We start from the raw sequence: 13,050 nt of genomic DNA on the forward strand, positions 1-13,050 counted from the left end.
GTTTTGGCGGGCAAATTCTAAGCATTTAGCCCGCGTAAAGCTATCTCTTTGGCGGAAACAGCGGGTTTTTGGTCTATCCCGCGTGGCGATAACGCTTAATACGCAGATAACGGCGTCCCAGGCGCCAGCGTAAACGGAAAGTACAGGCGTTTTTCCAGATTAACCGCCAGATACCGCGGTCGAAGAATTCTTTAATAATAACATGCTTTTTCGACTCATCTTTCATGCTGTCGAAGGTGTGGATGATCCCCAGGCCTTCTTTGGCGATCTGCCAGCGACAGGCGGCGATATGGCGCACTTTATCCGGGTAACGCTGGTTGATCGCCTCCAGCATCTCCAGAATTTTCATGTAATGGCGCGCCGAACGCATCAGCGTGTCGTCGTTGTCCGGCTTATGCGATACCGACTCAGAATGGATGTAGTAATCATAGAATTGCTGACTGGTGTACTGCACGCGCTCTGCGGCCAGCAGCGCCTCGGTGGTCCACGGGATATCCTGATGGCGCAGGCCGGGCTCGAAATGGAAGTGATGCTGGCGGATAAAATCGTGGCGATAGATATTGAGCCAGGTGACGTGCAGAAATTTCCGCGAGTCCAGGGCCTGCTTGAGCCAGACATGGCCCGGCAACACGCCGGTCGAGGGCAAGCGATCCAGCGGGAAGATCGGGTGGCTCTCGCGGCGCTTTTCGTACACATAGGTGCCGTTGCAGGTGGCGACATCGAGATGTGCTTTCTCGGCCATTTCCAGCAGCGTGCGATACATGCCCGGATAGAGTTTATCGTCGATGTCCGGAAACGCGAGGTACTTGCCGCTGGCGGCGGCGAGGCCGGTATTACGCGCGACCGAGACGCCCTGGTTTTCCTGCTCCAGCACCTGGACGTTCTGCAGCCGATCCCGCCATTCGGCGATCACCGCCAGGCTGTTGTCCGTCGACCCATCGTTCACCAGGATCAGTTCATAGCTGTCCAGCTGCTGCTGTTCAATGCACTCAAAGAATTGCGCAAGAAATTTCTCACCGTTGTAGACGGCAGCCACGATGCTCAGTAAAGGCGTTTGACTCATAAATCTTCGATCCTGGTTAACTAACGGCGTCAGGTGCGCTGCAGCTGACGGTACTGCTGACAAATGGACACGACGCTGAATTTTTCCAGCGTGGCATCGTCGATGGCCGGCGGGTTATGGTAAATGCTTTGCATCGTCTGAGCCAGCGCCGGACTGGTGAGATCCGCCAAACCGCGGGCAAGTTCGCCGGTGAGGATCTCGGTGACGCCGCCGGGGCAGCGGGTGCTGGCGACCGGGGTATGTAACAGCAGCGCCTCCACTACCACATTGCCGAATCCTTCGCTATCCGAGCTCAAAACCAGCATCCGCGCGCCTTTGATCCACGGTAAGGGATTTTTCTGAAAACCCTTGAACCACACCCGGTCTTCAATCTCAAGCGTTTTGGCCAGCTGGCGCAGGCGTTGCTCTTGCTCCGGTTTCCCCTGTCCTAACAGCACCAGCGGCGCGTCGATGCCGCTTTGCGCGTAGGCTTCGAGCAGGCGGTCGTGACGTTTGCCGGGATGGAAGCGGCCGACGTGAATCAGGTAGTCGCCGTCCGGGCGCTCGCTGTCGGCTTCCGCTTCTGCGCGCAGGGCGGCAATATCGAAGGGGTTATAGATGGTTTTCAGCTGCGCCGGGCGCAGGGCGAAGGCTTCCACCAGATCGCGCCCCACGGCGTCGGAAACCGCCACCACGTTGCGCCCCTGGTAAATCTGCTTAATTTTCTGCTGCTTCATCCAGCGGTCAAAGCCGGTACGGTGACCGAGATAAGAGGCCGAGAAGACGCCGTGCAGGCAGAACCAGACGTTGCGCTCGCGCAGCGCCCGGCTGCGGGCGACGATGCGGTCGGTTTTATGCAGGTTGGAGAGTACAAGGTCAAATTGTCCCTGCTGCTCGGCCCGGATGACCGCGGCGTCCAGCTGGCGGGCGCGGCGGGACAGCTCGGTCAGCTTGCGCCAGGGTTTGCGGCAGCGATCGGCCACCACCTGGTAGTCGAGCCCCTCGGGCAAGGGGTACTCGCAGACGTCGCGTAGCGAAATGAGTGATACCCGATCGCCGTCGCGCAGGAACTGTGCTGCCAGGGTCAGGACCACTTTTTCCGCGCCGCCGCCGGGCAATCCGTCAATCACAAATAAGATGCGCATCGTTATTTCACCAGATCCTGATAAAGGGAAAGCAGCTGGGTGGAGAGGCGCTCGCTGGTGCAGGCCATGATGCGCTCGCGGGCGCGGTCGCCTTCCGCGGAGCCCAGCGCGCGGGCGGGGAGGGCCATCACCGCCTGCTGCAGCGCCGGGATATCCAGGGCGTCGCAGACGTAACCGTTGTGGCCGTTGACGATAAACTCCGCCCCGCCGCAGCCGGTGGTGGTGATCACCGGCAGACCGCAGGCCATTGCCTCGAGGATGACGTTGGGGAACGGATCGTAGAGGGTGGGCAGCAGCAGGCCATCGGCCATCTGATAGAACGGCAGCGTCTCCGACTGCATGCCGAAGAAGCGCACCCGCGCTTCGCAGTTCAGGCTCTTCGCCAGCGCCTGGTAGCGCGGCTGATCCTTATCTTTGCCAACCACCAGCAGATAGCGATCGGTCGGGGCGATGGCGCGGATCGCCGCCGCCAGCCCTTTACGCTCAAAGCCGGAGCCGACGTAAATCAGGCAGGTTGCCTGCAGCGGCAACTGCCATTTGGCGCGTAAGGCGGCAAAGGTGTCTTCGCCCGGCGGCAGGAAACGCTGGTTATCAATGGCGTTATAGATAACGTGGATCTTGTCCGCCGGCAGGCCAAAGTCTTCAATGATCTCGCGCTTGATCATCTCGGCGTTGCAGATCACCCCGCGCAGATGCGGGTCTTCGTACATCTCCCGTTCCGCTTGCATCACATAGCGGTGGTAGCGGTCGGCGAACAGCAGGCGGCTTTTCCAGGCCGGTAAGATGCGCGAGCGCTGTTGCAGCCAGCGGCGATGAACGCCGTCGCCGGCGCGGTAGAGATCGCAGCCGGGAATACGTTCATGGCTCTGCACCAGGTCGAAGGACTCGCGCTGCCAGAGCGCCCGCGCAGCGTTGGCAAACCCACGCTCGCGGCTAATGCGCCCCCATTTGCGCGGATTACAGATATGGATCTGCCAGTCGGGCTTCACCGGCCCCTGCCATTCGCGGGTGATGACGTTCAGCTGTAGATGACTGCTGTCGAGGGCTTCCAGCGCGCGGGAGACAAACCGTTCTGCGCCGCCGTCCGGGCGGTACTTCTGCCGCACCAGAGCCAGCCTGAATTTACTCATGCCAGTACCTTTTTCGCCGCCGCGATCACGGCGTCGGTAGGAATTAAATCGAGATAACGTTCGTCGGTGTTGGTGTTGATGGCGTCCGGGTCGGGCAGCGGTCCGAAGTCGCCGGCCCAGATCACCTCGCCTTTCGCCTGCCACGGACGCCAGAAGGTCAGCTTCGAGGGGCCGAACAGGGCGACCAGCGGGGTGCCGAGAGCCGCTGCCATATGCATCGGCACCGAGTCGACGCCGATAAACAGCCGGGCGTGATCGATCACCGCCGCCAGCTGGCGCAGCGTTAACTGACCGGCTAAAGAGTGCAGCCGCGCCTGCGGGCAGCCGGCGATGATGGTCTCCACCATCTGCTTCTCTCTGTCGTCGGGGCCGGAGGTGAGCACCACCGCGTACCCTTCGGCGGACAGCGCGTTGATCAGGGCGCTCATCCGATCTTCGCGCCAGCATTTAAAGAACCAACGCGACGTTGGCTGGATGACGATGTAGTTATCCCGGAAGTCCTCCGGCAGCAGGGCGCGGCTGGTGGCCCAGTCTGCTTCGCTGTAGCCCATCCGCGCCGGCGCGTCGTTCAACTGGATACCGAGCGGAGCGAGGATAGAGAGATTCTGCTGTACCGTATGCAGCTGATTATGCTGTTGGGTGGCGGCCAGCGCGGTGTGGCAATAGCGCCAGAACGGGTGGCGACGCTTCGGAAAATCAAAGCCGATCCGCGTCGCGGCGCCGGTCAGTTTGCTGATAATCGCGCTCGGCCACTGGTCGGCAAGGTTAAGCACCATATCGTATCGCTGCTGGCGCAGCGTCTGAATGAGCTGCCATTGCATCTTCAACTGATGCTTTTTCCCCTGCTTTTTCCAGCGGCGGTCGAGACCATAAATTTGGTGAATATCGGGGTTGGCGGCGAGCATATCCCGGGTCTCTTCATACAGCAGGACATCCACGCAGGCGTCGGGGTACTGCTGTTTCAGCGCGTGAATAAGCGGGGTGATCAGCAGCATGTCGCCATGATGGCGCAGCTTAATGACCAGGATCCGCGCCGGGTTCAAGGGGCTGCGGGAGAGGGTTTCAGGCGTCATACTCTGTTCTTCATCCAGGATAAGGGTTCCGATTCTAGGGGATCAGACAGATTGAGAGAAGCGTTGTATTGCTCTACCATGACCCGATACGTATGGCCTGAGGACGTTTTCGTGCACAATCCCGCATTTCTCATCACGATTGATACAGAGGGTGATAACCTCTGGCAAAAACATGACAGCATCACCACCGAGAATGCGCGTTATCTCCCGCGTTTTCAGCAGCTTTGCGAAAAGTATGGCTTTAAACCGGTCTATTTGACCAACTATGAAATGGCCATCGACCCCTTTTATATCGAATTCGCCAGAGACGTGATTGCCCGCGGCACCGCGGAAGTCGGTATGCATTTGCATGCCTGGAACAGCCCGCCGACCGAGCCGCTAACCGCCGACGACTGGCGGCATAAGCCTTATCTCATTGAATACAGCGATGCCATGATGCGTGAAAAGGTCGACTATATGACGCATCTGCTGGAGGACACCTTCCAGACCAAAATGGTTAGCCATCGCGCCGGGCGCTGGGCCTTTGACGAGCGCTATGCGCGTCTGCTGGTGGAGCACGGTTATCAGGTGGATTGCTCGGTGACCCCGCGGGTGAACTGGAAGACCGCCAAGGGGGCGCCGCAGGGCGATGGCGGGACCGATTATCGCCGCTTCCCGCAGCATGCCTATTTTCTCGATGAAAATGACATCAGCCGCGAAGGCCACTCGCCGCTGCTGGAAGTGCCGATGAGCATTCAGTACAAGCACTCCGCGTGGATGAACAGCGTGAAGCAGGGCTACGACCGCCTGCGCGGCAAAGTGCGTTCTCCCTCCGTACACTGGCTGCGTCCGATGGGCGGCAACGTGGAGACGATGAAAAAAGTCGTCGAACAAACGTTGACGCAGGGCAATGACTACGTGGAATATATGCTCCACTCTTCAGAGTATATGCCCGGCGGCAGCCCCACGTTCCAGAATGAACGGGATATTGAGCGTTTATACGCTGACCTTGAAGCCTTTTTTAGCTGGCTGGCGCCGCAGGTGAAGGGCATGACGTTGGCAGAATATTACCAGCGGAAAATCACACAGCGCTAACACAGCTCAAGGTACCGTATGCGTATCCTTAAACAACTGACGCGGAAAAAGAACGCTTTTTTCCGCGGCATTAAATTTAATTTAATTAACTATCGATACAGAAATAAGCCGGCGCGCAAACCCTTCGACCCGGCCCCTGTGCGCCGCGTGCTGCTATTGCGCCTGGACGATAAAGTCGGTGATATGGTGGTGACCACCGGCTGCGCCAGAATACTGGCCGAACGGGGATATCAGGTTTCGGTGTTAACCGGACCAATATGCTGCGAAATATTAGCCGGCTCAGAATTCATCGAGCAAGTATATTTATATCGACCACGCATGTCCTTAAATACGTTACGGGCGGCGGGTTTTGATGCGGTTATCGATTTTGATGACGTGACCAGCTATGAACGTTTTAAATTACTCGCCGATTTACGGGCGACCAGCGTGATTGGGTTTAATAAAGAGCCCTATAAACTTTACGATCATTCGATCGCTTTTTTTGACAGCAACAGCCATATTTCCCAGCGCTATAAACAGGTGGTGAAGCTTTTTGGCGTCGTTGACGACCACCCGTATCACTACCATCTCCCCGGCTGCCGCCATGAGCGGGAGAAGGTGGCGCGCTTGCTTTCCCAGGCCGGAGAGGTCGCACTGCGCATCGCCATTAACCCTTTTACCGCCTCCGAAGATAAAGACTTCTGTCGTCATCAGGTGGCGACCCTGGTCGAGCGGCTACATGCTCTGCCTTACCGGGTCTGTATCGTGATGGTGGGGCGCAGTGAGAAGATTCAGCAGCTGGGGCTGGATATGGCGCTGTACATCGCCGACAGCACCATCAACTCCGCCGTGGAGGTGATCCGCAGCTGTGATTTAGTCATTACGCCGGACACCTCGATCGTGCATATCGCCCGCGCCTTCGATAAACCGATGGTGGCGGTCTATAACAAACGTAAACTCAAGGATACCGGCCTGCCCGGCTATCATATCTGGGCGCCGGGCTATGACAAAGCGAGGCAGATCGTCTGTGAAGAAGCGAATGTCGCCGATGTGGCGATTGAGTCGGTGTGGCCGGTGATTAAAGAGCAGGCCGACCGGCTGGTCGCCGCCCGCAGTTAATATAAAAGTGACTATAAAAAAGGGCCGTCAGCGGCCCTTTTTTGTTAACGCTTTTCCGCCAGCCCTTTGCTGAGCGCAATGCCCAGCGGCAGCCAGAACAGCACCCAGGTCTCCCGGGGGTTGCTGATGATAAACATCCCCTGCGAGGCCATAAACACCAGAGCGTAAAACAGGATCGCCAGACTGTAGCGGCTGTCGGAGCGGCGCTTGCGCCACGCCTGCCAGAGTCCGCAGGCAATGACCGCCAGCAGCAGCAGTAAACCCACGATGCCGCCTTTCAGCAGGGCGCCCATATACACGCTGTGGGTGGTGGTGATGTGTTCGCCGCTGTAGTTGATGAAATCCAGTTCATAGCTGAAACCGCGTCCCAGCCAGGGCTGGCTGGCCATCTCCGACAGCGTATGGTGCCAGATACTCAGACGCAGCCCGCTTTGGGTGCCCAGCTCTTCGAAACGGGCGAGCAGCATGTCGCCCACCGGCGTCATGACTAAAAGCAGAGCCACCAGCACGGCCAGCGCCGCGGCGATCAGCAGGTTGCGGCGGGTGAAGACGTGCAGGTGCAGCGTACAGCCGACCGCCAGCACCAGGGCGATGATCGGCCCGCGGCTTTGGGTCAGCAGCATCATCACCAGCATGATGGCCACCGGCAGATAGAGCCAGTGGCTGGCTTTTTCTTTCAGTAGCATGCCGCAGATTAAGATGCCGATGCCGCAGTATCCGGCAAGGTCGATAACGTTTGTTGGCCCGGGGTTCTCGGGGGAGACCGCTCGTTCGGTGAGGACCAGCGTGTGGTCGAACATCAGCGTCCACAGCGAGAGCACGGTGATCCCGCCAACCACCGCCAGCATGGCCAGGCGGCGGGTTCGTTCGTCGCTAAGCAGCATCGCCATCAGCAACAGATAGCCCGTCAGATACACACCGTGGGTGATCGGCGAATCAATATGCTGCGGCGTATGGCCCCACAGGTTACTGAGGGCGTAATAGGTAAAGAAGGCCGCCAGCAGCGTCCAGGTCTGCCACTGCTCGCGTAACACGTCGGCCAGCGCCTGGCGATTTTCCTGGCGTACCAGCGACAGCAACAGCAGCAGGATCGATAAATGCAGCAGATTATTGGTCCGGGTGGACATACAAAAAATCGCGCTGAAAAATAAAAACAAAGGAAAGACAATCGAGTAACCCTGTCGGGCGAAGTTACTCACTTTTAAAGTACTCATTAAACGCAACCTTTTCGAAAATAGTATCCGGTACAGCGCTTTCTGGGGAAAAATTAATCACCCGGATCTGGCGTTGCTGCAGTACCTGCGCGGCATGCGCAAAGGAGGGCATGACGAGGGTATCCACTTTTGTTGCCAGGTAAGAAGGCAATTTTTCTTGTTGTGTTTCGTAGAATCGCGGCTGGTTAAAATTGGTCATATCCAGGCCGCTCACCAGGATAGTATTGAAGCCCAGCCAGGCGAGAACTTGCAGCGCCCAGTAGACCACCGTACCGGCATCAAAGACGCCCTGGCGAATATCGGTGCTAAAACAGATATCCGGGCGCTGGGGATGAAAGCACATCGCCGGATTCTGCTGGTAAGTGCGCTTTATCGCTTCGCTGGCGACTTTCGGCTGGTAAATCTTATAGCAACCGTCCTCAATCAACGCCAAACGGCAGCGCAGCGCGTCCGGATAGCGATCGACGATTTTGGCGATCCCATGCATGGTGGTGAACAGCAGAATGTCCGGTTGGCTGACGATAGCGCGGATAATGTCCGGCTTCTTATCGAAAAACTCCATGTCGACGATGGTATAGAGCGAAAAGTGCAGGCGGTCGGCAAGATGCCAGGCGCCATTGACGCCCATCACTGGGATCGTTTTCGACAACAGGGAAAAATCGATATTGCGGGTCGAAGGGCCGGTGGCGGTCAGCAGGACTTCACCCTGCATGCTGTTTTTCAGCGCGCTCAGGCTGACCAGCGGCACCGTTTTCCCTTTATAGCGCAACGCGCTGATTTCGCCGCTCGGCGCGCGGGTGATGCGGGTAAAAGGCCACAGATTTTCATTGTGACGATAAGCGCGAGGGCGGGTGTAGCGATAGATCTGCTTAAACAGAGATCCCATCAGAGCAGCCCCTGATTGTGCAGAAGAAGATGAACCCGGCTGGCGGTAATATCGCCGGTGCTGGCGCTGTTTTCCGGCCGCACGATGTGCTGGTTTTTACCGTATCCGCCAATCAGCCCCGGATCGGTCGGGCCGTAAAGCGTGAAGTTCGGTTTATCCAGCGCGGCGGTCAGATGACTGAGGCCGGTATCGACCGAGACGACGGCCCGGGCGCTGGCCAGAACCTGCGCTACCTGCTCAAGGCTCATGCGCGGCAGCACTTCAACATACTCCCGGCCTTCCGCCAGCCGCTTCGCCCGCGCCTCTTCGTGCGGGGCGCCCCACGGCAGCTTAATGCGGACGCCACTGTCGGCCAGCAGATCGAGCAGCTCCTGCCAGCGGTTTTCCGGCCAGTGCTTATCGTCGCGGGTGGTGGCATGCAGGAACACCAGATAGGGGGCGGCAGCGCTAGCCTCGTGCTGCAGGAAATGGCGCGCAATGGCGTAATCCCCCTGGGTTTGGGGTTTCGCGTAGCCGAGACTTTTGGCGAACAGCTCGCGGGTACGCTCCACGGCGTGCTGCTGTTTCGCAATGTGGTGGCGGCGGTTGTAAAACAGGCTGGCCAGCGGCTCGCGGGCCGTTTGCCAGTCCATACCATGCTTGACGCCGTGCGCCAGGCGGGTGACCAGCGCAGCGCTTTTCACCAGCCCCTGGGCGTCGATGATGGCGTCATACTTTACCGCCTGGACGGCCTCGCGAAAGGCTTTACGCTCCGCTTTGATCGGCGCGGAGAACCAGGCTTTACGCCAGCGGCGGATCGCCACCGGGATCACCCGCTCGACGCTTTCATGCCAGGAGGGGATCTGCGCGAAGCCTTCTTCCACTACCCAGTCGAAGCGGATGCCGGGGATAGCCTGCGCGGCGTCGGTCAGCGCGGGCAGCGTGTGCAGCACGTCGCCCATCGATGAGGTTTTTACAATCAATACCCGCATCCGCTACGCTTCCTCGTGCCCGGTTTTATCCGTCAACAATTCATTCAGCTCTTGCAGGACGCGCTCTGGCGTAATGTCGATCAGGCTCTGATGATAGCCTTCGGCGGCATCGCCTTTGCGCACTTTGTGGTAGCCGCTAATCAGGCGGATCACGCGCGCTTTATGCGACAGCGGCGGGGTAAAGTCCGGACTGCTCGGGCCATACAGCGCCACCAGCGGGCGGTCCAGCGCCGCGGCGACGTGCATCAGCCCCGAATCGTTAGTCACCACCGCTTTACAGGCGGCAATCAGGATCACCGCCTGCTCCAGCTGGGTTTCACCCGCCAGATTCCGGCACCAGGCCTGCTGCTCGCTGCTGAGGGCGGCGATGATCTCTTTGCCGGCCTCGTTATCTTTTGCCGAGCCAAATAGCGCGATCTGATAGCCATCGTCGATGAGCTTTTTCGCCAGCGCAGCATAGTGATAGTGCGGCCAGCGTTTTGCCGGGCCGAACTCCGCGCCGGGGCAGAAGCCGATGATCGGCCGATCGTTGGACAGGTTAAAGGCGCTGCAGGCCTGCGACTTTTCCCCTTCGTTGACCTGCAGCTGCGGCCACAGCAGCGGCTGCGGCAGATCTTTGGCGCAGCGCATCACGCCGTTGTCGTAGGCCAGCGCCACGTAGCGTTCCACCATCAGCGGCCAGGCGTCTTTGTCCAGCACCCGGGCGTCGTTGAGCAGGCCGTAGCGCATCTCGCCGCGCCAGCCGGTGCGCAGCGGGATGTTGGCAAAGAAGGGGACTAATGCCGATTTAAACGAGTTCGGCAGCACGTAAGCGCGATCGTAGCGACGCTCGCGCAGGCTGTGCCCGAGCTTGCGGCGTTCGCCGATAGCCAGCGCGCCGTGGCCCAGCGGCATCGGGATCGCTTCGTTCACTTCCGGCATGCGCGATAACAACGGACGGCACCAGGCAGGCGCCATCACGTCGATAATCGCCTGGGGATAGCGCGCCCTGAGCGTACGATAAAGACTTTGCGACATCATCATGTCGCCCACCCAAGACGGGCCTACCACCAGAATTTTCATGTTATCTCTTACGCGCCCCGATTCAGCCAGGCCATATACTCCGTTACGCCTTCGGCAACGGTTTTGAACGGTTTGTCATAGCCCGCTTTACGCAGGTTAGTCAGATCCGCCTGGGTGAACGCCTGGTAGCGGCCTTTCAGTTTGTCCGGGAACGGGATGTACTCGATGCTGCCTTTTTTGTGGTACGCCAGGGTCGCATCGGCGACGGCCTGGAAGGATTCCGCGCGGCCGGTGCCGAGGTTGAAGATGCCGGAAACGCCGTTTTCCCAGAACCACAGGTTGACGTCAGCCACGTCGCCGACGTAGACGAAGTCGCGCTTGAAGCCGTCGCTGCCTTCGAACAGTTTCGGACTTTCGCCATTATTCAGCTGGGTGTTGAGGTGGAAAGCGACACTCGCCATGCTGCCTTTGTGGCCTTCGCGCGGCCCGTAAACGTTGAAGTAGCGGAAGCCGACGATCTGCGAATTGGCTTCAGGCAGGATCTGACGGACGTATTCATCGAACAGGAATTTGGAGTAGCCGTAGACGTTCAGCGGCTGCTCGTACTCGCGGGACTCGATGAAATCGCTGGTGCGTCCACCGTAGGTGGCTGCCGAAGAGGCGTACAGGAACGGAATTTCGCGCTCCAGGCAGTAGTGCAGCAGCTCTTTGGAGTACTGATAGTTGTTGTCCATCATGTACTTGCCGTCCCACTCCGTGGTGGAAGAGCACGCGCCTTCGTGGAAGATAGCGTCAATGTCGCCGAACTCTTCGCCTGCCATAATCTGGATCAGAAAGTCTTCTTTATCCATGTAGTCAGCGATGTTCAGGTCAACCAGGTTCACAAACTTGGTGCCGTCTTTCAGATTGTCGACAACCAGAATGTCGGTAATGCCCTTGTCGTTCAGCGCTTTAACGATGTTGCTGCCGATAAAGCCTGCGCCGCCGGTTACGATGATCATAACTGTACCTTTGAAGTTGAGAGCCCGGAGACAATCCGGACATGAATGCTCATATCATATCACCACATGAGCAAGCCTACAGCCATTCGCAGAATAAGGTGCTGGGCTGACGTGATTTATGCTGCAAATAATTCATTCAGGCATGCATCATCTCGTATCAGCGTATAGCTTTGGGTAATATGTGCCAAATTTTGCCGAATCTGGAGAGTTGCAATGCGTGGTGATTTCTACAAACAGTTAACTAGCAATCTGGAGACCGCTCGGGCCGAAGGCTTGTTTAAAGAAGAGCGCATCATCACCTCGGCGCAGCAGGCGGATATTACCGTCGGCGACAGCCACGTGATTAACTTCTGCGCCAATAACTATCTGGGTCTGGCCAACCACCCGGCGCTGATCGACGCGGCGAAATCCGGTATGGACAGCCACGGCTTCGGGATGGCCTCGGTACGCTTCATCTGCGGCACCCAGGATACGCACAAGCAGCTGGAGAAGAAGCTGGCGGATTTCCTCGGTATGGAAGACGCGATCCTCTACTCCTCCTGCTTCGACGCCAACGGCGGCCTGTTTGAAACGCTGCTCGGCCCGGAAGACGCCATTATCTCCGACGCCCTGAACCATGCCTCTATCATCGACGGCGTACGCCTGTGTAAAGCGAAACGCTTCCGCTATGCCAACAACGACATGCAGGAGCTGGAAGCGCGCCTGAAAGAAGCCCGCGACGCCGGGGCGCGTCACGTGTTAATCGCCACCGACGGCGTCTTCTCGATGGACGGCGTGATCGCCAACCTGAAAGGCGTATGCGATCTGGCGGATAAATACGATGCGCTGGTGATGGTCGATGACTCCCACGCCGTCGGCTTCGTCGGCGAAAACGGCCGCGGCTCCCACGAATACTGCGATGTGATGGGGCGCGTCGATATCATCACCGGTACGTTGGGTAAAGCGCTGGGCGGCGCCTCCGGCGGCTACACCGCCGCACGCAAAGAGGTGGTCGAGTGGCTGCGCCAGCGTTCCCGTCCGTATCTGTTCTCTAACTCTCTGGCGCCGGCCATCGTGGCCGCCTCCATCAAAGTGCTGGAGATGGTCGAAGAGGGTGCAGACCTGCGCGATCGCCTGTGGGCCAACGCGCGTCTGTTCCGTGAAAAAATGACCGCGGCAGGATTCACCCTGGCGGGCGCCGACCACGCCATCATTCCGGTGATGCTGGGCGAAGCGGTGGTGGCGCAGAACTTTGCCCGCGAGCTGCAGAAAGAAGGGATCTATGTCACCGGCTTCTTCTATCCGGTGGTACCGAAAGGCCAGGCGCGTATTCGCACCCAGATGTCGGCGGCGCATACCCCTGAACAAATTGAGCGTGCGGTGGAAGCCTTTACCCGCATCGGTAAACAACTGGGCGTCATCGCCTAATAAGGGT

Annotated in this window: 12 protein-coding genes; 3 read left to right on the forward strand and 9 right to left on the reverse strand. The window is 58.6% G+C overall.

The window, feature by feature from the left end:
* Positions 1–73: 73 nt before the first annotated feature.
* Genes ACQUTP_RS15580 through rfaQ form a run of 4 tightly spaced genes read right to left on the reverse strand, consistent with a single transcriptional unit; the run spans position 74 to position 4,390 of the window.
* Complete coding sequence (locus ACQUTP_RS15580; protein ID WP_004205064.1) at positions 74–1,063, reverse strand: glycosyltransferase; 990 nt, start codon at positions 1,061–1,063, stop codon at positions 74–76.
* A 29-nt stretch (positions 1,064–1,092) separates the two neighbouring features.
* The gene (locus ACQUTP_RS15585) at positions 1,093–2,187 is read right to left on the reverse strand and encodes a glycosyltransferase (RefSeq protein WP_285756168.1); all 1,095 of its coding nucleotides are present in this window, start codon (positions 2,185–2,187) and stop codon (positions 1,093–1,095) included.
* Positions 2,188–2,189: 2 nt separating this feature from the next.
* The gene (locus tag ACQUTP_RS15590) at positions 2,190–3,317 is read right to left on the reverse strand and encodes a glycosyltransferase family 4 protein (RefSeq protein ID WP_049003207.1); all 1,128 of its coding nucleotides are present in this window, start codon (positions 3,315–3,317) and stop codon (positions 2,190–2,192) included.
* Positions 3,314–4,390: a putative lipopolysaccharide heptosyltransferase III gene (rfaQ, locus tag ACQUTP_RS15595; protein ID WP_004205061.1), complete on the reverse strand. Its 1,077-nt coding sequence runs from the start codon at positions 4,388–4,390 to the stop codon at positions 3,314–3,316. Before rfaQ ends, ACQUTP_RS15590 begins: the two co-directional genes overlap by 4 nt.
* A gap of 111 nt (positions 4,391–4,501) precedes the next feature.
* On the opposite strand from rfaQ, the gene ACQUTP_RS15600 reads away from it, so the two are divergent.
* Together ACQUTP_RS15600 and ACQUTP_RS15605 are read left to right on the forward strand one after the other, a co-directional pair.
* On the forward strand, positions 4,502–5,464 hold the full coding sequence (locus ACQUTP_RS15600) for a polysaccharide deacetylase family protein (protein WP_012540311.1): 963 nt from the start codon (positions 4,502–4,504) through the stop codon (positions 5,462–5,464).
* Positions 5,465–5,482: 18 nt separating this feature from the next.
* A complete protein-coding gene (locus tag ACQUTP_RS15605; protein WP_004205059.1) occupies positions 5,483–6,562 on the forward strand; it encodes a glycosyltransferase family 9 protein in 1,080 nt (359 codons plus the stop codon).
* A 44-nt stretch (positions 6,563–6,606) separates the two neighbouring features.
* On the opposite strand, the gene ACQUTP_RS15610 is transcribed toward ACQUTP_RS15605, so the two are convergent.
* The 5 genes from ACQUTP_RS15610 to rfaD are packed head-to-tail and all read right to left on the reverse strand — an operon-like array spanning position 6,607 to position 11,636.
* Positions 6,607–7,776, reverse strand: a complete 1,170-nt coding sequence (locus tag ACQUTP_RS15610) for an O-antigen ligase family protein (RefSeq protein ID WP_017900046.1) — start codon at positions 7,774–7,776, stop codon at positions 6,607–6,609.
* Positions 7,754–8,662 carry a sugar glycosyltransferase gene (locus tag ACQUTP_RS15615; RefSeq protein WP_017900045.1) on the reverse strand — a complete coding sequence of 303 codons (909 nt, stop codon included), beginning with the start codon at positions 8,660–8,662 and terminating at the stop codon, positions 7,754–7,756. Before ACQUTP_RS15615 ends, ACQUTP_RS15610 begins: the two co-directional genes overlap by 23 nt.
* Positions 8,662–9,633: a lipopolysaccharide heptosyltransferase RfaC gene (rfaC, locus tag ACQUTP_RS15620; protein ID WP_004205056.1), complete on the reverse strand. Its 972-nt coding sequence runs from the start codon at positions 9,631–9,633 to the stop codon at positions 8,662–8,664. The genes ACQUTP_RS15615 and rfaC overlap by 1 nt, the downstream gene beginning before the upstream one ends.
* 3 nt (positions 9,634–9,636) lie before the next feature.
* The gene (gene rfaF / locus ACQUTP_RS15625; protein ID WP_004205055.1) at positions 9,637–10,695 is read right to left on the reverse strand and encodes an ADP-heptose--LPS heptosyltransferase RfaF; all 1,059 of its coding nucleotides are present in this window, start codon (positions 10,693–10,695) and stop codon (positions 9,637–9,639) included.
* An 8-nt stretch (positions 10,696–10,703) separates the two neighbouring features.
* Positions 10,704–11,636, reverse strand: a complete 933-nt coding sequence (gene rfaD / locus ACQUTP_RS15630) for an ADP-glyceromanno-heptose 6-epimerase (protein WP_004205054.1) — start codon at positions 11,634–11,636, stop codon at positions 10,704–10,706.
* Between the two features lie 213 nt (positions 11,637–11,849).
* Between rfaD and kbl the strand changes: the two genes are divergently transcribed.
* Positions 11,850–13,043, forward strand: coding sequence for a glycine C-acetyltransferase (gene kbl, locus ACQUTP_RS15635; protein WP_017900044.1), 1,194 nt, complete (start codon positions 11,850–11,852; stop codon positions 13,041–13,043).
* Positions 13,044–13,050: the final 7 nt, after the last annotated feature.

Source organism: Klebsiella sp. 2-CIP_Kleb., from assembly GCF_050378715.1.
GTDB lineage: Bacteria > Pseudomonadota > Gammaproteobacteria > Enterobacterales > Enterobacteriaceae > Klebsiella > Klebsiella quasipneumoniae.

Coding starts and splice junctions, on each gene's coding strand:
- rfaQ (WP_004205061.1), bottom strand. CDS start 4,390: ATGACGCCTGAAACCCTCTCCCGCAGCCCCTTGAACCCGGCGCGGATC.
- kbl (WP_017900044.1), top strand. CDS start 11,850: ATGCGTGGTGATTTCTACAAACAGTTAACTAGCAATCTGGAGACCGCT.
- rfaC (WP_004205056.1), bottom strand. CDS start 9,633: ATGCGGGTATTGATTGTAAAAACCTCATCGATGGGCGACGTGCTGCAC.
- ACQUTP_RS15615 (WP_017900045.1), bottom strand. CDS start 8,662: ATGGGATCTCTGTTTAAGCAGATCTATCGCTACACCCGCCCTCGCGCT.
- ACQUTP_RS15580 (WP_004205064.1), bottom strand. CDS start 1,063: ATGAGTCAAACGCCTTTACTGAGCATCGTGGCTGCCGTCTACAACGGT.
- ACQUTP_RS15605 (WP_004205059.1), top strand. CDS start 5,483: ATGCGTATCCTTAAACAACTGACGCGGAAAAAGAACGCTTTTTTCCGC.
- ACQUTP_RS15590 (WP_049003207.1), bottom strand. CDS start 3,317: ATGAGTAAATTCAGGCTGGCTCTGGTGCGGCAGAAGTACCGCCCGGAC.
- ACQUTP_RS15610 (WP_017900046.1), bottom strand. CDS start 7,776: ATGAGTACTTTAAAAGTGAGTAACTTCGCCCGACAGGGTTACTCGATT.
- rfaD (WP_004205054.1), bottom strand. CDS start 11,636: ATGATCATCGTAACCGGCGGCGCAGGCTTTATCGGCAGCAACATCGTT.
- ACQUTP_RS15585 (WP_285756168.1), bottom strand. CDS start 2,187: ATGCGCATCTTATTTGTGATTGACGGATTGCCCGGCGGCGGCGCGGAA.
- rfaF (WP_004205055.1), bottom strand. CDS start 10,695: ATGAAAATTCTGGTGGTAGGCCCGTCTTGGGTGGGCGACATGATGATG.